Below are 26656 nucleotides of genomic sequence, written 5' to 3'. Positions count from 1 at the left end.
CTGATGATTGATTGCGCGAGCTGTTCCGGTAAGCTTCGCGCATGATTATAATGCGATGGGTGACAAGGATGGGGATGTGTGCCGTGGTTGGAACGTTTCTGTTCGGAGACGGGGCCATGGCGGATGGCGGGGATTCAATCAGCAACATTGTGGCTCGGTTGCTGGAGCTTCCATCTCCTCCGCCCGATTGGCGAGAGCAGCCCAAGGAGCGCCTTGTTCCAGTTGAGCTTCGCCATAAAGATAAGGTGCAGGAGGAGCCTCCCTCCGAGGAGGAGCTTCGAAGGAGGGAGCGCGCTTTCCGGGCCAAGTTGATCAAAGAGGCTGAAAGCGCGCGTTTTGATGGAGAGTACAACTCTCGCCACGAGACGCCGCTGAACCGTCTGGCGGAATATGATTGGAGCGCAGCCAAGCCGATCCTCGAGAAACACGCCAAAGGCGATGACGTGCGCGTGGCCGCCTATGCAACGGGGTTGCTTTATAAGCATGGCGATGAAGCAACCCGAACCGAACTTCGAGCCAAACTGCAGTCCATGGTTTTTGAGGAAGGCTTGCCGGCTTCCACCCGGGCGATGGCGTGCGAGCGCGTGCTGGAATCGGATTGGCCAGGACGGGACGAATATTTCCTGCATCTGCTTGGCTCCTTGCCCAAGTTGAAGGAAGGATATTTGAATTATCGCCCGCTTGAAAATTTTGTGGAGGCCAATCCGGATCATTGGATTCCCGTCTTGACGGAATGGGTCGATAACGAAAACCGGGTTGCGCATGAGCGAGTCGTTAGCTGCCTGGTTCAATTTAATCTGAAGGATGCGCGCGCAGACGCCCTGCGTCCTTTGCTTCCCTGGCTGGACGATCCGGAGTGGGCAAAGGCGAACATGGGGCGGTTGCGATTGATTCAAAGCCTGGATCGTGTTTGCATCCCCGAAAGCGTGGACGGGCTTATGTGGGTCGCCGGGCATGACACGGGATTCCGCTTGGCAGGGGCGGCGGATGATTTGGCCTATTATGATGCAACGAACGCCGTCCCCATCCTAAAGGAGGCGTTGAGCCGGGAAAAGCAGAGCAACCATCGACGCAACGTAATTGCCGCGATCCATGCATTGAACGGATTCAGCGACGACGAGCTTGTTGAGGGAATCGAGGCGTTTGCGGTGCAAACCGCTCGTGGGAACAACGAAAAACCTCATGAAGACCTTTCGTCGCTTTTGGGGCCCAGCAAAAAGTCGACCGAGTTTGCCATTGGGCAGTATGTCGCTGCTCCCGAGCGGATAACGGCGCCGGTTGTCGACCTGCTGCAAAAACGGGCAGGGCAGCTAAAGGTCGGATCTCCGGATGTTGCGGAAATCATCCTCCAAATTTCTTTGGCGGGGGACGATGTCGCGAACGGGCAGCGGATGCTCGATGCACTGGCCGAACCGGAGCTCTCCGAGGAATCCATTTTAGTCGTGTTGAATACTCGGGAGATGCTGCGGGAGCATTATCTGGCACGGCTGAGGGAATTCGGCGCCCGGGGCGGAGGCGTTGCAGGAATCGCGGCAGTCCTTGCAGGAAGCCCCGGGAAGGCCATCGAAATTCTACAGGGCGATGACCGCGATGCCCAGTTGATGCTGTTGGCCTGTGCAAGGCTCGTGCGGGAGCCGCTTCCCGTCGAGATGCTGATAGCTCGTTGGGCGCAAGTGAACGATCCGTTGCTTGGCAACGCCATTGAGCGGTATCTGGAAGCCGACGACAGTGCCGAGGCGCGTGCCGCGATTCTTGACCGCTATCCTTCGGAGATGCGCATTCTGGGTGCGTTGCAGGGATTCGATCCCGGCCACGGCTCTTTTTCCAAATTTGCCGGATGGGAAAAAGTGCTCCGCAAGCGTTTTTCGGGGGAGTCGCCGCCCAACGAAATCCATGCGCTTTTAAGCGCGGGGTATTGGGGTAACCGGGGGCAGATTGTGGTCGGCGTTCGGGATGGAAAAGGAGAGTTGACGGCTTATTACAGCAACGGCCGCTACGCAGTGCGGGAGCTTGCGGAAGAGGAGCTTGCTCGTTTGAAGCTTTCCATCAAGCAGAATAATTTTGACGGCCTGGCGCCGCTGAACATTCCCGTGTGCGATGGTATTCAATATGAATATGTCCATCTTGCAGCGAATGGCGGAAGGCGGGTTTATATGAACAATCCCAGCAATGCGCAGGATGAAGCTCCGGTCTATGATTTCATCACCCAGTTGTTTCATGGACTTGAAGCTGCTGGCGGACTCGCGCTGCACTACGGCTGTGAAAGTCAAGTCGATGGATTCTCCGTTCTGCATGCTGCATTTGAAAACAGGGTGGACGCCGTTTGGACGGGTGCGGGTGGCATCCGGGTTTTGGTCGATTCAAACGACGACGATCCCCCTCAATGGCATCGGTTTGAAAACGGTCGGGTTGGGGGTATGGTTCCGCAGCCCGATGCATGCCGGATTATTGGCTCCAACGATGATGTCCCGAAACGTTTCCGGTTTCCGGAACACCTGAACAACCATCCTTGGCAATCCGGGACGACGGGGGGGGTGGTTCGCGCAAACTTCGATGGCTTGTGGTTATGCGAAAAAGACAAGACGCCTATCCTATTGAACGCTGGCGCCCATGCCGACCCCATCGTTTCCCCCGACGGAAGGTGGGTGGTTGCCGCGAAGGCCGAGCAGGGCTGGGCCAAGCCGAATATTCTCATTCGCTACGACCTTCTTCACGATGTGGAGCACATTGTGGACATTCCGCCAGCGGGGGATTTGAGTCCCATCGCCCATATCCCGGCGCATGGGAAATTTCTTGTCGTCCGGGTTGAGGAAGGGTCGGGGGATGCCGAAGATAAACCCAAGGTCGCTTATTATCTGCTCGATCCGGCAACCGGGGAGCATGAGATGGTTGAGGGCTGTTTTTCCCCGCTCTTTGACTTGTCATACCGCCCGTTGCAACCATCGAAGAAACCAGGGTTCCATTGGGCTGCCATCAACCATAGCATACATGGCGGAGCTGAGATCGGGCTGTATGATATGGAAAACTTTGCATTCAGCCCTGTCGTGCAGATTCCGTCGGTGTTTTTCGATAGCATGGACATGTGGGTGGATAAAGAGCGCGAGCTGGTGTACGTCGCGGTTAACGGCGACCTTGTCCGGTTTGCGTTGCCGCGGAATTAGTTCGGTGCAGGGCGACGGGGCAGGCGGAAAGGTGGCATGCCAATAACAGTTAGTTTCAGGCGGTGTCCAGTCGGGTGCTGCCGGATGCGTTGTCTGTTGAAATAAACAAACCGAAGGGGAAGAGATGATGAAGAAAAGCATTCTATATGCGGTGCTGGCTTGTGCCTGCGCTACGTTTGCCGCTGATAAACCCAATGTGTTGATTCTCTATGCCGACGACATGGGCTTCGGCGATCTGGGGGCCAACAACCCGGATTCAAAAATACCCACGCCCAACCTCGACCAGCTTGCGAGCGAAGGCATGCGCTTCACCGATGGCCACAGTTCATCCGGCATCTGCACGCCGAGCCGGTTCGCCCTGTTGACCGGCCAGCACCATTGGCGCCGGTTCCACGGCATCGTCAATGCGTTCGGTGAATCGGTTTTTGAACCGGACGATTTTACGTTGGCCAAAATGTTCAAGTCGAAAGGCTACAGCACGGCGGCGGTCGGTAAATGGCATCTGGGCTGGGACTGGAATGCGTCCAAACGGGAAAACGTACCGAGCGAAACCGTGGGGGAGGGGAAAAAGAAAAAGAAGGCCTTCAAGCCGGAAGCCTTCGATTGGAGCAAGCCGGTCACCGGCGGGCCGCTCGACCAAGGGTTCGATTATTATTTCGGCGATGGCACCATCAATTTCCCGCCGTATTGCTTTATTGAAAACGACCGGGTGGTGGAAGCGCCGTCGGTGATGATGGACACCAAGCTGTTCAAGAAGATCCCCGAAGGGAGCTGGGAGTTCCGTCCGGGGCCGATGGTCGATGGTTGGGATCCCTACCAGGTATTGCCCTCGCTGGCGGACAAGGCCGTGGCGTGGATCGGGAAGCAAAAAAAGGACCAGCCGTTCTTCCTGTATTTCGCATTTCCTTCGCCCCATGCGCCCATCATTCCGAACGATGAATACCGTGGGAAATCCGAGGCCGGGCCCTATGGCGATTTCGTGTTCGAAACCGATGCGATGGCCGGCAAGATCCTGCAGGCTCTGGAGCAGGGCGGGTTTTCCGATAACACCATCGTGGTGTTCACGGCCGACAACGGGCCGGAAAAATATGCCTATGAACGTCTGCAAAAATATGGCCACTGGAGCTCCGGCAAGCAGCGCGGCCTGAAGCGCGATGTTTGGGAGGGAGGCCACCGCGTCCCGTTCGTCATCAAGTGGCCGGGGCGCGTCCAGGGCGGATCGACCTCCTCGGAAACCGTCAGCCAGGTCGACCTAGCCGCAACGCTTGCCGCGGAAATCGGCTATGACCTAACCGCCAAGGAAGCGATCGATAGCTATGATCTTGCGCCGGTTCTCGACGGCAAGGAGCTCAAACAACCGCTTCGCGAGGCAACCGTGCAAAACACCTATGACTCGGCGTTTGCCTTGCGGAAAGGCGACTGGATGCTCATCGACGCCAAGAGTGGAGAGCATTCCAAGAGTCCGGGGTGGTTCAACGAAGCACGCGGCTATGGCAAAGACGGAACACCAGGGTTGCTCTACAATCTGGCCAAGGATCCGGCGCAGCACGAAAACCTCTATGCCAGCCATCCGGAAAAAGTGGCGCAAATGAAGGCGCTGCTCGAGCGCTACAAGGGCGGCGAAGGCTGCGCCCCGCATGCGAAATAGGATCAACCACGAAATACACTAAATACACGAAAGACTGGCGGCGGTTTGGTTTTCGTGTGGTTCGTGGTTCCAAAAATCAGTGGAGAAGCCAATGAAGAAAAGCATCATAGGTCTATTGGTTGGCCTTGCCTGTTCCGTGGGCGGAGCGGAGCGGCCGAACATCTTGTTGATGATGGTGGACGATCTGGGGTTCGCCGATTTCGGGTGCTATGGCTCCGAGATCGAGACACCGCGCATCGATAAGCTGGCGGCCGAAGGCTTGCGCTTCTCGCAGTTCTACAACACGGCAAAGTGCCACTCGTCGCGCGTGTGCCTGCTCAGTGGCCTCTACTGCAACCAGGCGGGCAACACCAAGCTCAACCGGGCAACCACCATCGCCGAGGTGCTGGGCAAGGCCGGATACTTCACGTCGATGGCCGGCAAGTGGCATCTCGACAAGCAACCGACCGATTTCGGGTTCCAGCGCTACTGGGGCCATCTCTCCGGGGCGACCGACTTTTTTGTGGGCGACAACACCTTCCGGCTCAACGGCGGGGAGTGGAACGAATTCGGCGACGATTTCTACACGACCGATGCCAATGTGGATTGGACGATGAAGTTTCTCGACGAGGCCTTGGAAACCGGGAAGCCGTTCTTCCACTACATTGCCTTCAACGCGCCGCACTATCCCTTGCAGGCCCCCAAGGAAGACATCCGGAAATATCTGGGCCGCTACGATGCCGGGTGGGGCGCCATCCGCAAAGCACGTTTCGAAAAACAAAAGCAACTCGGCATCTTTCCGCAGGACATGAAGCTTCCGCCCTTGCCCGAGCATGTGCCGGGGTGGGAAAGCATGACCGTTCACCAGCGCGAGTTCGAACGTTTCCGCATGGCCATCTTTGCCGCCATGGTCGACCGCATCGACCAAAACATCGGCCGTTTGGTGGATTATCTGGAAAAGAAGGGGCAACTCGAAAACACACTCATCATGCTCTGCTCCGACAACGGCGCCTGCCCGTTCGAACGCAGCAAGAACATCGATATCCCGCCTTGGGAAGGGAAGTCCTACTACCTCTACGACGCGAGCTGGGCCACCGTTGGCAATACACCGCTCAAGCACTACAAGCAGACCCAGCACGAAGGCGGCATCTCATCGCCCTTGATCGTGCATTGGCCGGGGAATCTCAAGAACACCGGTGGGTGGGTGCGCAGTCCGGGCCATCTGGTCGATTTCATGGCCACCTGCATCGATGTGGGCGGGGCACAATATCCAACCGCCATAAACATTGAACCCTTGCAAGGCAAATCCCTCGTGCCGTTGTTCAGGGGGATCGACCAACCCAGGCACGACGAAATCTACTTCGAGTTTTCCGGTTGCCGCGCCCTGCGCATGGGCGATTGGAAGCTGGTGAGTTTCTACAAAAGCAAGTGGGAACTCTACAACCTGGCCGAAGACCGCTGCGAGCAAACCGACCTGGCCGGAACCTATCCGGAACGCGTCGCCGCGATGTCGGCGCGGTGGCACGAGTTGGCATCCGGAACCGATAAGCTTCCGGAAAAGAAGAGCGGACCGGTCAGCGGCCAGCCCTCGCCCGGTTCCAAGTCGTCGTGGCATGATCCCGCGGTTTTCAAAAGTTGGGAAAAACCCGTTTTTTAGAAATCCGGGATTGCGTCGGCCAGGCCTCGGAGGGTAAAAAAGCAACCTATCTAGAGAGCGGGAGTAATTCAGTGGTAGAATGATTGCTTCCCAAGCAATTCGTCGCCGGTTCGAGTCCGGTCTCCCGCTCCATTTTTCTAGGGTTTATCTTAGCGGATAAGCCCTTTCTTATTGGTTCATGTGTGCGAAAGCGCAAGTGCGGGAAAAGTTGATAGCCCGTGATGTTTCTTGAGTAAAACTGATCATTGGCGGAAACAATGCGGAAACGTTTTGAATGTGGGCTTGGAGGGTGCGGAAAGGTGTCGGCGCAGGAATTGGTTGAAAATATTTGGTGAAATTGAAGTTTTCCGCACGAAATGTATGCGGGCCGAGCGGATAAGCGGTTAGAATAGAGCGATGAAAAAAGTAGCAACAGCTAAATTCATGAGGTCAGGACGTATCGAAATAGTCGTTCAATGTGAACGGGCAGGTGCGTTTTGATGTTGGCCTCGACAGGGCTATGCGGCGGCGCGGTAATAGTGCGAAATGATCCCGCCGAGCTTCTTTTCCCGTTTAATTTCACCTTCAGTTGTGGGTGTGAAATCAACGTTAAGAACCTTATTGCCGATCTCTTTTCCTTGATGAGGCCGTGTGAAGTTGTAATGCGCCAGCCACTCTCGGTTGATGTAGTCAAGGTGTTCAAGGCTCAGGCAGATAAAGTGGTCAAGGCATTGGGATTTCACGGTTTTTACGAATGCTTCCGCGAATCCATTAGCTTGGGGGGTGCGCGGTGGAGTTCGGATTATTGTCGTTCCCGAACCTTCCCAGAACGTATCGAAGCTCGCCGCGAATTTCGTATCGCGGTCACGGATGAGATGACTTACTCCGACTCCAATATCATCCAGCCACATGGAGGCGTTCCGCGCTTGTTGAAGCACCCAATTTTCATCGGGATGAAACGTGGCCGGGCTCATGAAGACCCGGCGGCTTCCGAGGTGGATAAAGACCAGAACATACGCGTCGAATTTCCCTTTAAGCGTATAGACGGGCTTCGAGAAAAAATCGATTGCGACGAGAGTCTCAATATGCGAGCTGATAAACTTCGACCAAGTGCTGTCCGGGTTCTTATACGCCTTATCCGGCACCGGGTTTATGCCGTTTCGCTTCATGATGTCACGGATCGTTGTCCGCCCGATTTTAATGCCCAACTTTTTGAGTTCCCCGTGAATCCTTTTGTATCCCCATCCAAGGTTCTCTTTGGCAAACCGGAGAATCAACTGGATGATGCTCGCATCCGTTTCTGGACGTCCGCCCTTGCGCTTCGGTTTCTTGCCCGCCTTCTTCCGCAGCCAGCCACAGTAGGTCTTTGGTTTCACGACCAGCATGACATCCGAAATGTCGTGGTCGATCAATGCCCCCAATCGCATCAGTTCCGCACGTTCGTATTCCTCTGTAATAATTCGCGGATCATCAATGCGGTCGCAAAGCATCTGGATCTGGTATTTCAATATCTGAAGACGCGCATCGTATCGCGGCATGAAAAACCGCGAAATCAGAATAAAAACCACCTGCAAAAACCAAGAATCTGCGTTGCTCTTCCCCAAAACCAACTCCCCTTAAATCCGTTGCCGTACATGAACTTGCGGGAGGCGATACCTTTCCGCACCCCTAAAAAAACTAACCAAGCGGGAGAATTTACCGTGGAAGAGTGAGTCGAACCATCGAAAAGCTGGATTTGTCGGTGGGTTTGTGGAATTCTTCAGTTCGTTTATTTATTTGAGAGGTTTGACTATGCCGACAATTTCCATATTTTACGGGATTCTGATTAAGATGTTTTTCTATGACACGGAAAAACATCATGTGCCGCATATCCATGCGGAGTATCAGGGTGATATGGCAGTGTATTCCATCGAAAACGGAGACGTGCTGGCCGGAAAACTTCCGCCTAAAAAGAACAAACTGGTTGTGGCGTGGATCGAGATTCATAAAGAAGATCTTATCGCCGATTGGGAACTCGCTGTTAATGGTCAAAATCCTTTGCCAATCCGGGGGTTGGATCAATGATTATTCAGGAAGTAAAACCCCTCGAGGCAGGGGTGCTCCAGGTCGTAGCTGAAGATGGCCGCTCGGGAACAGTCGATGTCAGCCCGTATCTTGATTCTCCTGCGTTTGCTCCTTTGAAGAACTGGGATGCATTTGTTCAGATTCGAAATGGGAAGTATTACGTGGAATGGACCTGTGGGGCAGATCTATCTGCCGACACACTTGAGGCCAAAATGAAATGGTCGTGAATGGTTAGAAATGCTGTTCGGGAAACTGGGGTTGCGAACGGGTCTAAGTTCGCATTGCTATCCAGTAAGGAGTACCGTTCAAGACGATTGTTCAAAAATCGAAACTCGCGTCATATTGACCCGGTTTCGCGCTTTTCTGTTGCAACACATTGCCATTACCTAACTTAACTTTTGGAGAATCAGGTTCGCATCGCTATCCTGATCGTACCGACCCGAATGGAGAGTCATTTTTAGAAGGTTCGCATTGCCATCCTTATGTTGCACACCACATAAGGATGGTTATGTTGCGTGGTTGATTATGTTGCGAAGCGTGCGGATGAATAGCCTCCTGTTGATGTTGGCACAGGAAGGTCGCAACATAATTTCCGGTTGTGCGACAGGCTCGTAAGGAATTCGATGATGCCGAGTTCTTTCCATTCCGGCATTTCAACGGGGCCTCCCGACCCTGGCGGTGGTAGTTTTTCCAGGGCTTTGCGTTTGCGCTCGACGCTGACTTCGATGTATTGGCTCGTGGTTTTGATATCGGCGTGACCGAGCCATTCCTTGACGATGGTGATGTCGCTTCCGGTTTCGATGAGGTGCAGCGCGGTGGTGTGGCGAAAGAGGTGTGGCGTGATCTTCAGATCGTTTAGGCTTGGGCTTTTTTCGGCGGCGTTTTTCCCGTGGAGTTCTATTCGCCGACCGATTCCAAAGCGGGTGATAGGCTCTCTTTTGTTGTTTAGGAAAAGGTGGTCGGAGTGGACGCCGGCGTGTTCCCTTGCCAGTAGGTAGGCCTGGATGTGCTGGACGGTTTCATCCCAGAGCGGGATAGTGCGGGTTTTCTTTCCTTTGCCGGTGAGGGTGACGGTTGCCGGATTTTCGAAGCGCAGGTCGCCAATGCACAGATCGGCGATTTCCTGCACGCGGGCGCCGGTGTTGTAGAGTAGCTGAATAAGGGCTTTGTCCCGGAGCCCGATGAGGGTGGAGGTGTCGATGGAGTCGAGGATGGCGCGGACTTGTTCAACGCTGAGGCTGGGCGGAGGCTTGTGGTCGGTCTTTTTGGATCGGATGGCCTGGATGCATTCGTTTGGGAGCATGAGTTCGGGATTTTCGCGGGCGGCGTAGTGGAGGAAGGATTTGATGGCGGCGAGCCGCTGATTCCTCGTGGACTGGCTGTTGCCGCGGTCATGTTCGAGGTGGTCGAGGAAGTCGAGAACCTCCTTGGAATCGAGCATTTGCACACTGAGTTTTTCAGGCAGCTTGTTTTGTTGTTTGCAGAGATGCTTGATGAACAGGCGCAGGGTGTCGCTGTAGGCGGCGATGGTGTTTTGCGATGCGCCGCGTTCGTTGGTGAGGTAGGATGTAAAGAAGCTGGTGATGAGACGGCTGAGGCTTGGGTTCATTGGTTTTCCCCGTTGGGTTGGATGAAGCGGTCGCGGATTTTTCCGGATGCATCGAGCAGGGTTGCGGCATCGATATGGATGTAGCGCTGGGTGGCCCGCGGGTTGACGTGGCCCATGGCGACGGACAGGACGGGGAGCAGGGTTTGAATATCTTTGCCTTCGCGCCGCCACCGGGCCAGGCATTCGCTGGCGTAGTTGTGCCGGAGGTCGTGCAGGCGCGGTGGCGGATCGCCGAGCAACCCGCATTGCGTGCGCAGCTTCCTGAATGCGCGTTTGGCCTGCGGGTAGCTGAGTCGTTTGTTTGGTGCGCCGACGAGCAAGGGCGCGGAGTTTCCGTTTCCCGCATGGAACGAGCGCAGGCCGAGCCAGGTATTGAGTGCTTGAACAGTGGATGGAGCCAGGGCGACGAGCCGGTCTTTCCCGAATTTGCCGCGGCGGACGAAGAGGGTGCTGCGTTCAAGGTCGATATCGCCGAGGTTCAGGTTGATCGCCTCGGAGATCCGCAGCCCAGTTGCGTAGAGCAGGCCGAAGAGGAATCGGATGCATGCGGCGCGGATCTTCGGAGACAGCTTCGTGGCCGCATCCATCAATGCGCCAACTTCGGCGGCCGTGATGCGGTGGAACCGAATGCTTTGCTCAACAGCGGGCAGCCGCCGCAAGGGCATCACCTGGCTATCGGGGCGGAAGGCGTTAAGGTATAGGCTGAACTGATGTACGACTCCCAGCCTGCTGTCCCGCGTCTTCAGCTTGAGATGCGCAAGGCTTTCAAGATAGCCGGAGAAGTGTTCGCTGCGCAAAAATCCGTCCGGGCAGTCTTCCGAGCAAAGAAAGCGGTCAAAAAACTTCAATCTGTATGCCCGGTCTGTGTAGTCAAGCCCCTGCATCTGCTTATGCACAACAAAACGCTCCATCATGTCGGAGAGCGGACTTTCAAAAGAGGTTTGAGGGTTCATCGTCCACCTCCCGGCCATGGCAGCGCCGCCTGGCGCAGGCCGTCGAGATCCACCTTGGAGTAGACCAGTGTGCAGGCGGAATCGCGGTGCCCAAGCTGGTCGACCAGATCCTTGAAGGGCACCTTCCCGACCATGCGGCTCGCAAAGGCATGACGGAACCCGTGCGTCCCGTACGACACCCCGTCGGGGAGCACCATGCCAAGCCGCCGGATCCGCCGTCGGATGACTTCCGATAGTTCGTTCGCGGCAGGAATCGGCCCAAAGGGCTCGCAAAGCATAAGGAAAACCTCGGCAGATTCCGACTCCGGGCGACCGAACAGAACATACTCGGAAAGCAGGTTGCCCGCCTCCGCAATCAGGTGCTGTTCAACCGGTCGGCCTCCTTTTGCCGCCGGAAAATGGATGCGTTCGTTTGGCCAATCGATGTCATCAAGCCGCAAGCGGCGGATCTGCACCCCGCGAACGCCGTAGGTGGCCAGCAGACAGATGATCGCCGAATCGCGCATTCCTTCCGTCGTGCTCCGGTCGATGCTGCTGCGCAACCGTTCAATGCACTCGTCGGGCAAGCCACGGGGAACCATCCCGAGCTGCCTGCGTTTTCGTATCGGAACCAGCTCCGCCAAATCCCTCCCGATTCGGGAGGTCCGATGTGCAAAGCGCAGAAAGGATCGGAGCAGGGTTTGCATTCCTGCCAGGGAACCCGGGCTGTATGCCCGGGCATAATCCTGAAGAAAATCGCTGATTGATCCCGGCGATAGCGCTTGGAACAACTTGTCGGAAGACGCGGGCGGGCCGAAATGGCGGAAAAAGCGGCAGAGGTAGCAAATCTCAAGCCTGATCGTCTCCAGCGTTATGCCGCGAATCCGAAATGCATCCGTGCAAAACTGCTCAGCTAAAATGCATAATGAAGGCGGAAGGTCATCGGGAATGCGAAAGGTTTCCGAATGCATAATAATCTCCTTGTATGTTGGTTGTTCACATACAAGGAACACTACGCTTCGACTGAGGAATTATGTTGCGATCTCTACTCCAAATATCGGGTTTTGCTCAGCAAAAGGAACCTTCGCAACATAATAAACCACACAACATAACCATCCAACCGGGCCGACCATTTATTTTTACGGCGAACTCCTTCGGGAATCGCCGTTTTTTTATGTCCTCAAAACACCCGTTCATAACCGTAACTGCTTGAGGTGGTTGCGTGAACGATTTGAGGTGCTGTACGCCGAATTGCCGCTCCCGTATCATTCTCCCAACCCCGAATTCACGATTTTGTAGTCCGATTTCTCCTGAGATTCTCCGTTCGCTCTCCGTTCTCCACAAAGTTAAACCCCAGTTACATCCGACTCGGTTACCTTACGATATGGCAAAGCGAACTCTTTCTTCGTGCTAATTTCCCCCTCAACCCCAGTATCATCCAGCAAGGTGCACCGGCCATGTCTTAAGGCGAACTTTTTATCTCTGCATGTGACGGTATGGCACAGTTTGCTCTCCGCGACCTCTGAAGGTAAACCCCGGTTCATCCTGATCGGGTATCAGGGAGTCCAGTTCCTCGCGGAGCTGCTGAAGTTCGTTGGCAGGATCAGGCATCAGTACCTACAGTTCCAGAACCTGCTTCAGCTTATCTATGGATTGCTTGTGTTTTTGGGCGTCCATGTTGTGGATGTTTCTAAGCTTCCATTGAAGCGCGGGCAAGCGCTCAAGGTGCTCAATGGGTATGCGATTCCATTCTGGTTTGCCTGTTTTGATCGAAAGTAGAAACAGCCTTTCATTTTCTGACAGACTCTCTTTCAGCTCACGAACAAGGCGGGTTCGTGTTTTCGCTAATGTCTCGATGCTTATTGGCTCACGGGCCATGCCTGCAAACTGCGAGGCATACAGGTTTTCGAGAGGTTGGTTATTGGGGGTGAGCAGCTCCGCCATAGGCCGCGGGTGTCCCGCGAGATATATTGTGCAGGCCGTGCGGATTTCATCGCTAAGTCCGAACCGCTCGAACATCAGATGGACATCAAACAGGTCTCGGGGATGCTGTCGGTCTAGTGCCGCTGCGATTTTTCCGCCATAAAGATCGGCGATAGACAGAACCCGGCACTCCAGAAAAAGTTCGAACAGATCCTGGGCATCAGGGCAGAGCAGGCGTGTTTCCTCTGGATGCACAGCCCCTCTGAAAACGAAATTCGGCTCTACTTTAATGGTGGCTGCCGGAGAGTTAACGACCAGTCGCCCGGTCACCCCGGCCACAGGCTGATGGGTGACGGAACATTCCGGCAGTATCGATTGTATTTTACCCGAAAGTGACTCAAGTGTCTTCGAGATCTCTTGAAGAGCTTCATGGCGTGGGATCAATGGAAGAAAGGCCAAATCAATATCAACGGAAAGCCGGGGCAGGTTCTGCACAAAAAGGTTCATGGCTGTCCCGCCCTTCAGGGCAAAGCTGTCGTATTCTTGGATCAAAGGTAAAACGCTGAGCAGCAGCTTCACTTGGTTTGAATAAGCGGGATTAAACATCAGACACCCCTTCCGGGCGGGGAACGGTGATCAAGAATTCCTGATCCAGTTTGCCTCCCTTGTAGACCACCCGCTTTCCACTTCCCAAATCCACTTTCTCCATATCCATGTATTTAAACCATGGATGACCGCAATCCCGAGCCATCCATAAAAAAAGGCGTTTGACCCGAACGGACTTACATGTCTGCAAAAGTTCCTGGCTCTCCTTGGGGCGAAGTGTGCTCAGCCCCTCAAATACAGTTCGGGCATGATCAAAATCAGAATTGTCTTTTATGCCATGGATCATTTCGAAAGCAGCCAGCTCCGGTGGGGACATTTCTATTTCAAAACTCTTATGCGGCACGGAACTCATCTGGAGGTTTTCCGCATTGCTGAAAAGGGATGCCGTGCGGTGTTGGATCTGAACGCCCCAATCCGTCTCGCGGAACCATGCGGGAAGCGGTTTAGCGCTCCCGCTGAATAGCTGGATGGATTGATCTGCATCCAAAGAAAGAAAATGCCCCATACCCTTGAGTCGGAGGGAACTCAACCCCCCAACATGAACTTTCAATCCAAGCTGGGACTGCAACGCATATAATCCACCCTGCCAATCGACATCGTCACCGTATCGTATATAGGCACCTTGTCCGATGCGTTCAAACCATCCCGATGAAACATACCTTCGTGCAAGGTTGTTTGATACTCCATGCACTGTCAGCCAGTTAGAAGTTAACACAGCCCCCGGAGCCATGTTTTGTAGCACGAGGTTTATTTTTGTTTGTTTTTGCGTACTCATGGTATGCATGTATTGCAAAATAAAAACCGACATGCAACTGCTTAGTGTGATGCAGAAAATGATGATCGGAGAATTTTTCCGTATCAGGTTTTAATCCTGCTCGGGCACCAGTCATGGCTTATGGCGAACTTTTGCTTCCGATTTATAATCCTATCAGGACACCGAGTCGGATAGAAATGCGAACTTTTTACAACCCCAGTTTGGGCAGCATAAAAGACTCATCTGTAATCTGTTGATTATTAGTGTTTAGGGAGTGTATTGGTCACTATATTAGCATGATAAAACTGGGGTTTAGTCCGTAAGTTCAAATCCTATCAGGCCGACCATAGTTTTTGGGTGCAAACCCATGGCGTCAGGTTCCCGAACTGACCCAAGTGCGGCGAGATAGCTCAGTCGGTAGAGCAGCGGATTGAAAATCCGCGTGTCCCCAGTTCAATTCTGGGAGTCGCCACCACTTTCCTCTTTTCACTCTATAGTTGTATAAAATGCAACTATAGCTGTCTATCGGCACACTTTCAGTGATACACATGGTACACACGTACGTGTGAGAAAGTAGTAGGATAGATATGATGGTGGACCTCAAAACAAAGAATCTCCAGAACCGAAAGGGAAACCTGCGTTTCCGCATCAGGGTACCTGCGGAGTGCCGGGCAGCCCTCGGGGGCAAGGCGGAGATTGTAAAAGCCCTCGGTCTAAAAGAAGACCGGATATCGGAAGCCAATCTCGAAGCTGAACGCCTGGCTGTTGAATGGAATGAAAAGTTTGAAAAGATCCGCAAATCCGCGGACCCCTCGCGGTTGGCTGTGAGTCTGCCATCGGGCCGGCAGCTAGAGGAGATGGTCAGAAACCTGCTCATCCACCGAAACGCCGTGCGCGAGCTAGATTCGGTGCTGGCAAGGTATCCTCTCCCTCAATGTGAGGAATACCTGAATGAGATCAAGGAAGAGCACAGCATACTGGTTGGTTTGATCCGCAGTGATACCCTGACTGAAGAGAGGCTGGGCCACCTACGCGTCCTGGGGCTTCTCAGCGGTTACGACGCCAATAAACCGCTAGCACCATGTTCGATCGAGGGCATGCGCCACCCTGAGTACGATGTCTGGGAGGATGACGAGGACGCGACAGACCACAGCGTCTGGACGCTGGCAACGGCGCTGGGCGTGCAGGATGACCGACGGGGGCTGCGCGGTATTCTCCGGGCGCTGAGAGATGAACTCGAGTACATGGCGCGGGAAATAATAAATGAATTCCCGCAATTGGATGTCGTGGAACAATGGGGGGATGTCCTCGGGCTGAAACGGGCGTTGCCGGTGATGGATTATGCGGATGATACCCCTGGAACAAAGGATCAGGGACCCGCTATTGCCGATGTGCTGGCAGAGTGCCTGCGGCTGAAGAAGCGTTCTGTGAAGAACGAGGACGCTATCAAAGGCGAGGTGAATAGTTTTCTGGAGTGGCATGGTCTGGATGGCGCAACCACCCCAATCAAATCCATCAAAGTCGAGATGGTTATCGACTACCGGGACAACTGCCTTTGTCGTCTTCTTCTTAATGCCAACAAGCTTAGTGATACCAAAGATCTCGGAGTCAGAGAACAGGTGGCATACGCCGTGAAGAACGAGAGTAAACGGCTGAGTATTACCACGGTCAATAACAGGCTGACCCGCCTCGGCGTTGTATTTGGGTTTGCGAAGAAAAAACATTATGTGCCGTTTGCCGTGTCCGAGGACATGCATCTGGAGAACAGGGCTAAAAAGGCCAAGTTGTCAGGGCGGGCGTTCGATGGATATACGGCCGGACAGATGAATAAATTGATGACTTATCTTGATGATAACCGGGATAAGCACAAGGCGCATTATGAGTGGCGGTATTGGATTCCGCTGCTGGTGGCGTATACCGGTTGCCGCGCCAACGAACTGGCTCAGTTGATCCCTGCCGACGTCAAGAAAGAGGGGGATATCTGGTATCTGGAGATCGGGGATGATGAGGCCAGTAACCAGCGTATCAAAACCGAATCCAGTGTTCGCCGTGTTCCCCTCTGCCAAAAGATCCTGGATCAGGGGTTCATCGCCTATGTCGAAGGCATCCGGAAACTGACGGATAAGAAAAATCCTAATGGCCGCCTATGGCCGAGTCTTACTTTCTGTGAGAAAAACGGCTGGATCAGAAAGCCTTCAGTCTACTTCAACCAGACTGTCAAGGTGGAGATCGGAGCCGTGGATAACCACCGGGGGCTTCACGGCATCCGGTCGAATGTGAGCCGGGCGCTGCAAAGTACCGGTGTGAGGCAGCGGGTTATCGATGAACTGGCCGGACATGAAAACAAAGAGGCCAGCAGGGTGGCCATGAGTTATCAGGGGCGGTTGCAGCTAAAGGAACTGGCAGAAGCCGTTGAACTGCTGGACTGGGAGAAAGAGGATGAGTGAGCGGGGAGCAGATAATACCTGACGCCTGCTTCCGTCGCAGTTCATTCTCTATGCCTACAATGGAAAGTACGCAACCCGCGCAATTGCTAAATTGGTTGGCTGTAGTACAACGAGTGTCACCAACTGAATCGAGCGATGGCGAGACGGTAGTGCCTAGTAATTCAGATTGCATTGGGATTTTCCGATGCCGTTGCGCTGAATCCGCGTAGTATGGTAACAAGATTCGATCAATGGAGAACGCCTGTGCCTGAAAACTATATTCGTCAATATGCCGCAAATATTCTTTCATATGAGCCGTTTATCAGAGAATTGGTGAACGAGGATCGGGCGGGAAAGAAGAAGATTGAAGGTGATAACCCCTCTAAAATATTCCGGGCGGCTATCGATACGTTGAACAAGCCGGTTATTGGCGACGATGCTCAGAAAGTCTTGGGGGACCTCCGAAAATTTTATGATGCAGGAGATGCGTGTATTTGGCCTGAGCGGATTGAAAGATATGTGCAGAGCATTTTCCCTCCTCCAATCGTTTGTCCATACGTGCAGAAAAAAAAGAGATCAGATTTACGTAGGGATGAAATAGCAATAGATCCGACCATCCTCAACGCGGAACGTGCTGTGAATGTTGCTCGTTGGATGAATCGACTTCAATATCTGGTTACAAAAAAACCAGAGGACTGGATGGAGTGGGAGTTGCTGAAACCTCGACCATATGACGTACAGGCCATCAAAAGGGAAGTTGATGCGCTGCAGGATGATTGCGGAGGCTGGCTGGAGTATTTTTGTGATGAAGACGGTTCCCTTCGTTCGCCTGCGTACAATGAAATTAGCCTGTTTTTGGAAAAAATTCTATTGGAGCCTGATGAGAACCGGCGTCAGTACTTAGCTTCTGCATTTGGTTGCCTCCAGAATTTCTTCATGGAAAACAGTGTGCATAGGCTTATTTTTGAGGACGGAAAATTGACAAAATGGGAACCTGATTTATTCAGATTCGAACGCCCTGATATGATTGAGGGGAAATGGGCTGGCAGCGGCGTGGGGACCGTAAGGGTCGTGATGCCCGCCGGTTGTGCAGGAGTCGGCCTAAATAACCATTTCCCGCGCGAGGCATATCGTGTGGTTGCCGAGCAGGTTTCCCCTTTACGCAAAAAGGAGCGGAATGGAAACCGGGCAACCGGTATATCTGATGAGCAACTGATTCAGGTTATTGTCAGTGTGATGGAAGACAAGGCGCGGGAGGCGAAAGAGTTTGTAGCTAAAAACCGTACACCAAAGAGCTACTACAATGATGAAATGATGGATTATCTGGAGAATAAGTCTATTGCTTTGTTCGATGTAAAGCCTACCAAAGCGAGACAATCTTTTAGCAAAACCAGATTTTACCGCAAGCGGCTGGCCGGCATTTCCAAAAAAGCCGGAAAGTCGAACCTTTTGGTTGATAAATTCGATGAGTGGCTTAAGGCGTTGAGATAAAATTATATCATGTAAATATCTGTAACACTTTCACATACATCTCTTTGTAGAAATATACAATAGAGTTGTGGTGAAGTGTATTAAGGTATAATCGACCGCTAATTCCTCTATATATAGATTCCTTCCTGAAAGTTGGACATGGAGTCCTTCAACACATACAACCACAGGAGAAAAAATGAGTAAAATCGAAGAAGCAGGAAGTGGAAATAATAGTGAAGTAACTTTGGAGAGCTTGGGAAGTTTCGAGGATTTCGCAAGATATTATGCCGCGATAGATGGTATGGAACTCCTGAATGAAAAAGACCTGAGGGTTTACATCCTGGGGCTTTTAATTCATGCAGTTGAAGAGGTAAAGGCAACTTCAGGGGCGATAACGGGGCGGAATGCAATCTGTCCTCAGAGCTGGCCCTTGGAGAGAGCTTTCAAATTGGCCACATTCAATAAATCTGAATATAAGTGTTATGTAGAACACTTCGTTGATGAAGTTGAAATCTCTTTCGCCATGGACATTGCCGAGTTTCTCATGAGTCGTGAAAATCAGGTTTCTTTTCAGGATCTATTTATTACGGCTGATAAAATCCTCGGTCGTATCGGTGAAATTCAAGAAACAGACGAATTCATGGAGCTTAAGTCCAGATATCAGGAATCCTGTCATCGGGGATTTGATTTTTCAGATGTAATTCGCGACGGAATGTTACTTGGGCTCACAGTGTCTAAGCGATGGGGATCTAGGTTTGATGATTATGAGATGCATCATGCAAGTGTTTTGGCACGGGCCTGGAGTAATATTTCTAGCATCGGAAATTTTCATACCTATACCTTTGAAGTTGTGAGCCAAATCATACTTGATTATATGAGCATGGACACTAGCTCTATGTGCCAAGAAATAATGGCACAGTCGAAAGAGGAAGTGTGCCGAACGGGCGGCTCGCATTTGGATTTTTTGTATGACGCTGTCATCGCCTCATTTATCAATGACCCGCAGGATCTCACCTTAGAGAAACTTGAGGAAGGTCGGTATTTTGAGCGAGCCGCGGAGCAAGCTAGGACCCGTTTCACCGAGATGTATCCGGAACTCACCTGCGAGCAGGCTGCATAGTCGGGGTTGATTTGAAAAAGGTAATTCAATTAATGGGGGCGGCTTTGCCGCCCTATTTCAACCCGCCGGTGGAGAGCCTTATTAAGTGGATCATAGATCTGCTTAAACGTGGCGAAATATTAATGATCGTCGCGTCGGAGTATGTCCCTGTTTCCGTTCGGGTGATTGGGGCGCAGTTAGCCGTGGATCTTTCATCACTTGGGTTGAAGGTTGAGTTTCTCAACTATGACGCACCAAAAGTTCGTCAGGATATTTTCCGGGCGGAGGAAAGTGCCAAGGCGTTGCTTTCAGAGCAGGGGACGAAACATCCCCTAAGCTTCGGTTGCCAGCCTTTAGGTGAACTGCATGTGGTTGAGTATCTTCCCTTTTATGGTCTAACAGATACGGCGTCACATATCCGTGAGAATAGTAAGGGTGCTGATGTAATTATTATCAATGCCCTGCCGAGAATGGTCGGGGATATCCATGTACGTAAGGAGTCTCTTAGCTGGGTTCGAAAGAAACTCGGCCTAGCAGCTCGGGCTTCTGACGTTGCCATCATTCTGCTGAACCATACCCGGGAATCCCTATTGGAGAAGCCTCCTACGTTTCGGCCGGAAATAAATCACGCGAAGGGTATGAAACACGTTACCCATACGGTAGATCATGCCCTGTTCATCGGAAACGGGGATAAGCGGGATAAGGGTCCGCGCTACTTCTCGGATCCCCAGGCGGATCGGCATAGTCTGATTTATATCGATCCTGAACTGGGACGTTTCCGCAATCTTGGAGCTCCAGGGCTTTTCTATCAGGCAGACGGAAGGAAGTTTGTAATGACCCTTACAGCTATCGAGGCAGGTTTCACTTCCTGCGCCGATGTCGCCTCACATATTGAATCCCTAAATTGTATGAAACCATTCGTTCTTCCTGAACTTAAAACATTGGAGATTAAAAATGAAAATAAACTCTTCGCTAAGCGCGAAAGAATCAGTCCTTGGTAACGCCGTTATGCAGCTGGATGAAGATAGCATACGTAATGAACAGTACCATGCAGTCACTGGCCTACGAGTCATATCAGAAGATGTTCCAGTACATAGCGTTCCTCGGGATGAGCGCATGGCAATCGCACGGTGGTGGTTCAAGCTCCCGTTTGCCGCACTGATTGCCTGCGCTTGCCGTCAAAAATTGAACATGCACGACTGTATAAAAACCGGGCTGATAAAAGGTCTGAACCAGTACCAAATATCTCTTTTATGCTGCCATGGTAATCACACGGCACTGATGGATGAATTTATTTGGGATCCAGACGATCATGCCCGTAATGAACAGCTGGTGTGGTTTGAGGACCTCCAGCAGTTGGCCAGAGAAAATGCCGCCCCCGAACAATGGCCGCGTCAGCGTTTCGAGGATGAGGTTGCCGAGGCTTTCGAAATGTATTTAGCCGCCAGTGCTAATGGGCTGCTAACGGGCCCTATCACGGATTTTACAGGTAACGATGATATTATTAGTTCAATTTATACGGCCCATGCATGGTTGCGGGAAACCTATTCTGAGCTGCTGGATGAAACATGCAGCGCTAACGTGCAGGCCCTGGCATAGACTGAAATAATCAACGGGCATCCCTATACGGGGGATGCCCATATTTTATGAGGTAGTATTATGATTATGAAATCAAACGCGGGTGCAGGGGCGACCTATCTGCCGGGTATGAGTTTTATTCAGCGCCTGTTTGGCGGAGGGCTTCCAGATGGAAAGCTGATCGGTCTGGTCGGCCCAAGCGGTGGAGGGAAGACGCTGCTGGCAACCCAGATAGCTGAGGCGGAGGCATCATTGGGAAAGACGGTAGGTTATATCGGTCTTGAGTTTCAAAATCTATATAAGAAACGGTTTAAGAGGTTGGTGTATGGGGCCGGTGACAGTGTTGTTGATCCGCTGGTGAATCAGTTGCGTTCTGCGGAGTGGAAGGTGTTGTGCTCCCGAATACAACTCCTGCAGAAGCAAGTCGTCCGTGGCTGGACTACAGAAAATGTAGAAGCCTATATCGCACAGAATCAGGATGATCTGGATCTTGTTGTTATCGACCAGCTTCAACAACTGCTTAACGGGCGGGATGTGAGTCATAAATCCATAAAAGCTATCTGCAACAAACTCCAGACTGTCGCGGCGTTATACGGGATTCCAATCCTCCTGCTGCACCAGGCGCGGTCGGCTATGGCTACCGGAGACGCTACTGTATGCCCGACAGCCGGTGACGTTATGCAGTCCCGTGATTTTGTCACCAAATTAGTGGATGAATGCCTGATGATCGGCGGGGACGGGGGCGGGGATGAAAAAGTCTGCTGGATCGCGAATCCAAAATCCAATCATCGAGAGTTGGCGTGGCTTGATGGGGCCAACGGCAGGTTCCGGAGTTTGGGAAGGCCGGGAGAGTTTTTTGACGTAGATATGGACCTTGGGAAATTTGTGCTGAGCGCAGAGGCTGAGTCGTTGGGGTTGCGGAGCGCCCCCGATGTCGCGGGGTATCTTCAGGCTGGATTTGCGCTCGGACAGGAGCCTGCTGTTCAGCCTGAACTTCCGGACGTGGAGGTGGTGTGATGAGTGGTGTACTTTTTTTCTCGGGAGCAAACTGCCTCCCGGTTGTCAGCAAAGCCGGGGATCAGGAGCAGCTGTTGCGTGCCGCCGGCCAACTGGTGAGTTCAATGACACCTCGGCAGGGTCTTGTTCTTGTCGCGTTATTCTGTCGTGGTTCGTCGGCAGATATTAAGTCAACATTGATTAGGTTGTGTCTGTTTTTCAGGGCTTATGGTCGCAGGGATATACTCGATTTACTTTCATCCGATCCGATAGCTAAAGCAGGTGAAGTCGTATCGCTTGTCAGTGAGCATGAGATGCTGGATCTGTATAATAAGCTGACGGGCATCGAGCCTGATGCCGAAGAGCTGAAAGCCGAGACAAAGATGTTGGACTGCCTCTTGGAAGGCGATCCGTGCATGAAATTAATTACTCACTTCAAGGCCGATCTCGCCATCCGGTTAAAAGAGCTGTTTGTTGTTCATCGCACCCGTGTCGGTGATGCCGCGGCCATACGTGCCGATAACCGGTGTATGGTCTCTGCGCCGCAATACGATGATACGCGTTACAAACCCAGGCATTGGCAGTCTGTTGTCGAAGACTTTGCCCTGAATGGGATTTATCCGCCGGCCTTTCTCAAAGAATGGGGGCGGCTTTATCAAAGCGTGCCGTGGCCGGAGTCGTGCCGGAACTTGTTTGAAGGTTACGAGTCGCCCAGGGGCCGGGAGCCGGTTCGGCACCGGTCAGTTGACCGGATCCTGATCGAACTGTTGGAGGGGGAACTCAGATCGGCAGACACCGCGAGGTTGGCACTCAACGCATCGGCGCTGAGTGTGCAGGGATTGTATATTCCGCGTTGCCTATGGGGTGAGCTGGCCTGGTCCTTACTCGACCGGTATAGGCGAACTACGGGGCTCATAAGCGATCTCAGATCGTTTGATGCCAGGATGAGTATGTCCATTCCCGAAGCCGAAGTCCTAGTTTAAAAACCGTGCCCGACCGCTCTATCGCGGCTTCCTGCCGCCAGGGTGGTCAGGGCATCCGCCACAAAGTGGGGGTCGTGGTAGAGCGACAGCATCCAGAACGGGAACTCCGCAAACGTTCTGAAGGCATCACACAGCCCCGCCTTGGTCGGAGGAAATTTTAGCCATGGGCCTTCCGACATGAAGGTTGTGGGGAAGTCGGAGGTTTTGGGGAATGCTTCCTCTGGTGACTGCAGCTTTTCCCCTCCCTCAGCAAGGGCGATAACAGTGGTGCGCCATACCAAGTTATATTTATCGTCGCTGTCTTTATCATAGTTGGCTGTCCGAACCCTGTACGGCAGCGTTATTACATAATCTTTCAGCCAGCCCTTGTTCCTGCCCTTGCAGGCGCTCTTAACCGCCTTCTCATACATAGCCGGATCACTGTTTACATCGAAGGTGCGTCGGTCGCACGGCGTGGAGAAGTGCGTCACACAGACCTGCATATCTTTCTTCAGTTCAGCGACGATCTCAGTGAACATGTAGTGGATTTTTTCGTAGCGGCACCACGGGCATAATCGGTACTGCCCACAGGAATACTGCTGGCTAAGGTTGTTGCCCACGCCCTGGTTCGGTGTGCAGAAAAACATACGTTTAAGAAGTCGGAGGCTTTGGATGAGTGTGTCATCAGGAATACGGCTTGCAGGAAGCTCCATGGCAACCTCATCGTCTTCGAAAGGGTAGGGTATCAAGGGGGTATGACTTCTGTCTTTGAGAAGATTATATAAGCTGGAGGCATTGGCCCGGTATCGTCGGGAAATATAGGCCACCCGACGCGCTGCTTTGTAGATGTTGGATTTGGGGTCATTTGTTTTTATATCAACCATCTGGTGAACCCAGCTGTTTGTGTCCTTCAACTCGCTCTTGAAAGCATCCAGCTTGCTCACATGACCGTAAACAGCGTCATGGATATACCGGTTGTGGAGGTACTCGGTTCCGTCCTTTCCCTTTCGGTTATCATAGATTACGCCGGTAATCTTCAGCGGGTTACTCGGTCCCCAGGCTTTAACAATATATTTTGGAACGCTGTGCAAAAAACTCCCCCCAATCAAAAATGACGATAACTCGCATATACCTTATCTAAAGATAAGCGGATTCCTTTTTCTTTTTTTACCCTCTGGTCGGCGCGAGCCGGAAGCGCAAAACCTCCAGGAGGGTAAAAAAAGAAAAAAGTAACCACATTGTATAATGGTATATGCGAGTTATCGGCAAAAGTGAAATCCATTTTATTTTGGAACACTGTACCAAAATTTTGAAGCGCTGGAAGGATTTGTATTTCCTCCGTCATCATGGGTGGGGCTCATAAATGGCCGGTATTTCGCCGTATAGACCGTGATATAACCCTGAAAACCCTGAAAATCATGAAAAATGGTTAAAATGATCATAAAAGATGTAATAATATAGTAGAGAGGAGAAGGATTGGTTCCGTAACCCCTCTGACAGGCCCTTCAGCTGATGCTGTCGGGCCTTTTTCGTGTTAACACTAAATATGGAGATCACCATGACTAAGATTACAGGAAGCTATTCTAAGAAGCTCCCGACAGAGGCACGGTTCAGTTCTGAATCTGTATTCTGCAGCATCGAAAAAGAGATCGGATCTGATGCTACGGCATCTGAGATCCAGCGGGCTATTGCCGAAACATTTGAATTGGTTCGTGATAGCGTCGAGTCAGAACTAACCATTGGCCGGGGTGCCCAGCGACCACGTCGCCGGGAGGAACGCCCGCATGATCGTCGTGACCATGATAACGGCCGCGGTACCGATCAACGCTGTACTAATCGCCAGGTTCAATTCATCCTTCGCTTAGGACAGGAACAGAACCTCGGCCTTCCTGAATTAAACCGCAAGGTTGCCGAACTCTACGAGGCCGGTAACGTGTATGACCTCAGTAAGCGCGATGCAAGCGCCTTCGTTGATGTGTTGAAGGCCGCCGCTTAGCCCAGGTCACTACCAACCCCGAATCAAGCCCCGTCGTCCACTGTGGATGGCGGGGTTTTTATGTGTAACCCAAGGAGAAAATGAACCATGACACAGTCATTAAGCCAACTGCGGCAGCGTCCGCACCTTTCGAACAGTCAGATAAATCAAATTCTGAATTTATGTAGCTTGCAATTCTATTATGAGCGGGTTGCTAAGCTACCAAAGCCATTCGTATCTAACTCGTTAGTGTTCGGTACCTGTGTGCACAAGGTGTTGGAGCACTACTATCAGTGGATCCAGCGCGGTGAACAGCCTGATGTCGATTCTCATATCGAAATGTTCTCAGAACTCTGGAAAAAAGCTAACAACGAACAAAATATCAAGTTCGGTGCGAAGACTAGTTTCGAGTCACTGGCGGATACCGGCCGGAAGGTGGTGAAGTGCTTTATCGATAATGCCGATCCCAAGGAAAAGGTGTTATCGACGTCTCAAGCCTTCTGTGTGCCCGTGCACGCGCCCGATGGCTCGGTAGTTGAAGATCCTCTAGTTGGTGAATTCGACCTGGTTGTTGAGCGTGATGGCAAGCCTGTGATTGTTGACTTCAAAACAGCTGCACGAAAATGGAGTGCCGGTCATGAGCACAAGAGCTTTCAGGCAACGGTGTATAGTTACGCATGGCATCAGATGTATGGAGGAATAAGGCCGGAAGTTGCGTTCAAAGTGGTTACCAAAGCAAAAGAGCCATCACATGAATATCGTTCCACCCGCCGCTCCGCTAAACAGGAACTGAGGATGGCAACGCTCATCTCGAAAGCGCAACAGATCGTGAAACACGAACTCTGGTATCCTGCGGAGACCGGGTTCTATTGCGGAGATTGCCCTTATGCTTCGGCATGTAAAGAATGGGGCAGTTCTTCGGGAGGTCGCCGGGTCCAAAAAGCGGCGTAGCAATATGCTAAAGTTGATCCTTGAGAAACAATAATTCTGGATTTTAAAAAATCCAAGTCCACGAATCGCTGTTTTTTTCGGGCGTGAGTGGACTTTTTTTGTAACGGGTGACAGCGTTTTTGGTCGATTTGGAGCCGTTTATTATCTAAACGGGCTCTAATTGTTCCAATAAATCCACATCCGGCCTTCATTTGAACCAATGGAAACGGGGCTAAACGCGAGTTTCTTAGGAAATTGGCGTTTAGCTCTCTTTTAGGCCTTCCTCCGGAATCCGAAAATCAGAACCCGAACTCAGAATCTGAAAATGGGTTTATGCTAAAAGTTAGCATGTAGGCACGTAGTTTTCCGCACACATCACCACTGATTTCCTCCTGTGATCAGGCTATCTCCACACCGCTTTAATTAACCAATAAGGAGATACATATGATCATGCAATTAACCACGGAGCTTGCTGTTATTCGGGAGCGCGAAGAACCTGGACCGCTGTTGACGAAGCCGGAACACGTCGCCGAATATTTAGGCGATATCAAGAACCTTGCCCAGGAAGTTTTTGTGGTCATTGGTCTGGATGCAAAAAATCATGTACTGCAGCGGCATCTGGTTTCACTGGGAACCGTATCGAGTGCACTTGTTCACGCCCGAGAATGCTTCCGCCCTCTCATATTGGACGGAGCTTCAACGGTTATCCTTGGACACAATCACCCCTCGGGACAACCGACGCCCAGTGCAGAGGATATCAAGATTACCCGCCAGCTCATCAGTGCCGGAGAGGTCATCGGCATAAAGGTGCTCGATCACGTAATCGTTGGGAGCCAAGGTCATTTAAGTTTGAATGAAGCTGGGCTCGTTCAGTTCTGATCTGGTTTCGGAATGCCGTACCAAAAAGC

Annotated in this window: 23 protein-coding genes and 2 tRNA genes; 17 read left to right on the top strand and 8 right to left on the bottom strand. The window is 52.2% G+C overall.

The genetic code is table 11. The features are described from left to right. The first annotated feature begins 83 nt into the window (after positions 1-83). The 4 genes from E9954_RS13245 to E9954_RS13230 all read left to right on the top strand — a co-directional run bounded on the left by E9954_RS13245 (position 84) and on the right by E9954_RS13230 (position 6577). The gene (locus tag E9954_RS13245; RefSeq protein WP_136079627.1) at positions 84-3161 is read left to right on the top strand and encodes a HEAT repeat domain-containing protein; all 3078 of its coding nucleotides are present in this window, start codon (positions 84-86) and stop codon (positions 3159-3161) included. 127 nt (positions 3162-3288) lie between these two features. Beyond that, entirely contained in the window at positions 3289-4809 is a 1521-nt protein-coding gene (locus E9954_RS13240; RefSeq protein ID WP_342793763.1) for a sulfatase family protein, read from the top strand. A gap of 91 nt (positions 4810-4900) precedes the next feature. Then, on the top strand, positions 4901-6445 hold the full coding sequence (locus tag E9954_RS13235) for an arylsulfatase (RefSeq protein WP_136079625.1): 1545 nt from the start codon (positions 4901-4903) through the stop codon (positions 6443-6445). A 57-nt stretch (positions 6446-6502) separates the two neighbouring features. Then, positions 6503-6577: transfer RNA gene (locus E9954_RS13230), tRNA-Gly, on the top strand. 365 nt (positions 6578-6942) lie between these two features. Here the strand turns inward: E9954_RS13230 and E9954_RS13225 are convergent. Next, complete coding sequence (locus E9954_RS13225) at positions 6943-8028, bottom strand: integrase core domain-containing protein (protein ID WP_222847175.1); 1086 nt, start codon at positions 8026-8028, stop codon at positions 6943-6945. Between the two features lie 187 nt (positions 8029-8215). Here E9954_RS13225 and E9954_RS13220 point away from each other — a divergent pair, with 187 nt between their 5' ends. Then, the gene (locus E9954_RS13220; RefSeq protein WP_187357951.1) at positions 8216-8488 is read left to right on the top strand and encodes a DUF4160 domain-containing protein; all 273 of its coding nucleotides are present in this window, start codon (positions 8216-8218) and stop codon (positions 8486-8488) included. Next, positions 8485-8715: a DUF2442 domain-containing protein gene (locus E9954_RS13215; RefSeq protein WP_136060483.1), complete on the top strand. Its 231-nt coding sequence runs from the start codon at positions 8485-8487 to the stop codon at positions 8713-8715. Before E9954_RS13220 ends, E9954_RS13215 begins: the two co-directional genes overlap by 4 nt. A gap of 296 nt (positions 8716-9011) precedes the next feature. Here the strand turns inward: E9954_RS13215 and E9954_RS13210 are convergent, their stop codons facing one another. The 5 genes from E9954_RS13210 to E9954_RS13190 form a co-directional block, all read right to left on the bottom strand. Next, positions 9012-10097: a tyrosine-type recombinase/integrase gene (locus E9954_RS13210; RefSeq protein WP_168442228.1), complete on the bottom strand. Its 1086-nt coding sequence runs from the start codon at positions 10095-10097 to the stop codon at positions 9012-9014. Further along, positions 10094-11050, bottom strand: a complete 957-nt coding sequence (locus tag E9954_RS13205) for a tyrosine-type recombinase/integrase (protein WP_168442227.1) — start codon at positions 11048-11050, stop codon at positions 10094-10096. The genes E9954_RS13210 and E9954_RS13205 overlap by 4 nt, the downstream gene beginning before the upstream one ends. Beyond that, the gene (locus tag E9954_RS13200; protein WP_136079622.1) at positions 11047-12000 is read right to left on the bottom strand and encodes a tyrosine-type recombinase/integrase; all 954 of its coding nucleotides are present in this window, start codon (positions 11998-12000) and stop codon (positions 11047-11049) included. The genes E9954_RS13205 and E9954_RS13200 overlap by 4 nt, the downstream gene beginning before the upstream one ends. A gap of 646 nt (positions 12001-12646) precedes the next feature. Beyond that, positions 12647-13558 (bottom strand): nucleotidyl transferase AbiEii/AbiGii toxin family protein, encoded by a 912-nt coding sequence (locus E9954_RS13195; RefSeq protein ID WP_136079621.1) that lies wholly within the window; start codon positions 13556-13558, stop codon positions 12647-12649. After that, entirely contained in the window at positions 13551-14366 is an 816-nt protein-coding gene (locus E9954_RS13190; RefSeq protein WP_136079620.1) for a type IV toxin-antitoxin system AbiEi family antitoxin, read from the bottom strand. The genes E9954_RS13195 and E9954_RS13190 overlap by 8 nt, the downstream gene beginning before the upstream one ends. 345 nt (positions 14367-14711) lie before the next feature. Here E9954_RS13190 and E9954_RS13185 point away from each other — a divergent pair. From E9954_RS13185 to E9954_RS13150, 8 genes are all read left to right on the top strand, one after another. Beyond that, positions 14712-14787: transfer RNA gene (locus E9954_RS13185), tRNA-Phe, on the top strand. 112 nt (positions 14788-14899) lie between these two features. After that, positions 14900-16759 carry a DUF6538 domain-containing protein gene (locus E9954_RS13180; RefSeq protein WP_136079619.1) on the top strand — a complete coding sequence of 620 codons (1860 nt, stop codon included), beginning with the start codon at positions 14900-14902 and terminating at the stop codon, positions 16757-16759. Positions 16760-17002: 243 nt separating this feature from the next. Beyond that, complete coding sequence (locus tag E9954_RS13175) at positions 17003-18229, top strand: hypothetical protein (protein ID WP_136079618.1); 1227 nt, start codon at positions 17003-17005, stop codon at positions 18227-18229. A gap of 175 nt (positions 18230-18404) precedes the next feature. Beyond that, positions 18405-19328 (top strand): hypothetical protein, encoded by a 924-nt coding sequence (locus tag E9954_RS13170; RefSeq protein ID WP_136079617.1) that lies wholly within the window; start codon positions 18405-18407, stop codon positions 19326-19328. A gap of 11 nt (positions 19329-19339) precedes the next feature. After that, on the top strand, positions 19340-20308 hold the full coding sequence (locus E9954_RS13165) for a hypothetical protein (protein WP_136079616.1): 969 nt from the start codon (positions 19340-19342) through the stop codon (positions 20306-20308). Further along, on the top strand, positions 20262-20906 hold the full coding sequence (locus tag E9954_RS13160; protein ID WP_136079615.1) for a hypothetical protein: 645 nt from the start codon (positions 20262-20264) through the stop codon (positions 20904-20906). The genes E9954_RS13165 and E9954_RS13160 overlap by 47 nt, the downstream gene beginning before the upstream one ends. Before the next feature lie 60 nt (positions 20907-20966). After that, positions 20967-21902: an AAA family ATPase gene (locus E9954_RS13155; RefSeq protein ID WP_136079614.1), complete on the top strand. Its 936-nt coding sequence runs from the start codon at positions 20967-20969 to the stop codon at positions 21900-21902. Continuing rightward, a complete protein-coding gene (locus tag E9954_RS13150) occupies positions 21902-22864 on the top strand; it encodes a hypothetical protein (RefSeq protein WP_136079613.1) in 963 nt (320 codons plus the stop codon). The genes E9954_RS13155 and E9954_RS13150 overlap by 1 nt, the downstream gene beginning before the upstream one ends. Here the strand turns inward: E9954_RS13150 and E9954_RS13145 are convergent. Together E9954_RS13145 and E9954_RS13140 are read right to left on the bottom strand one after the other, a co-directional pair. Continuing rightward, positions 22861-23934: a hypothetical protein gene (locus E9954_RS13145; RefSeq protein WP_136079612.1), complete on the bottom strand. Its 1074-nt coding sequence runs from the start codon at positions 23932-23934 to the stop codon at positions 22861-22863. The two genes, E9954_RS13150 and E9954_RS13145, sit on opposite strands and share 4 nt — an antisense overlap. A gap of 14 nt (positions 23935-23948) precedes the next feature. Continuing rightward, positions 23949-24191 carry a hypothetical protein gene (locus E9954_RS13140; protein ID WP_136079611.1) on the bottom strand — a complete coding sequence of 81 codons (243 nt, stop codon included), beginning with the start codon at positions 24189-24191 and terminating at the stop codon, positions 23949-23951. A 210-nt stretch (positions 24192-24401) separates the two neighbouring features. On the opposite strand from E9954_RS13140, the gene E9954_RS13135 reads away from it, so the two are divergent. The 3 genes from E9954_RS13135 (at position 24402) to E9954_RS13125 (ending at position 26627) form a co-directional block, all read left to right on the top strand. After that, positions 24402-24839, top strand: a complete 438-nt coding sequence (locus E9954_RS13135) for a hypothetical protein (protein ID WP_136079610.1) — start codon at positions 24402-24404, stop codon at positions 24837-24839. Positions 24840-24926: 87 nt separating this feature from the next. Further along, positions 24927-25769: a PD-(D/E)XK nuclease family protein gene (locus tag E9954_RS13130; protein ID WP_136079609.1), complete on the top strand. Its 843-nt coding sequence runs from the start codon at positions 24927-24929 to the stop codon at positions 25767-25769. 423 nt (positions 25770-26192) lie between these two features. Further along, on the top strand, positions 26193-26627 hold the full coding sequence (locus tag E9954_RS13125; protein WP_136079608.1) for a JAB domain-containing protein: 435 nt from the start codon (positions 26193-26195) through the stop codon (positions 26625-26627). The last annotated feature ends 29 nt before the right edge of the window (positions 26628-26656 follow it).

The organism is Pontiella desulfatans (assembly GCF_900890425.1).
GTDB classification, from domain to species: domain Bacteria; phylum Verrucomicrobiota; class Kiritimatiellia; order Kiritimatiellales; family Pontiellaceae; genus Pontiella; species Pontiella desulfatans.
The sequence above is the reverse complement of the archived record's forward strand: the minus strand, read 5'-3'. Positions and strand labels throughout refer to the sequence as shown.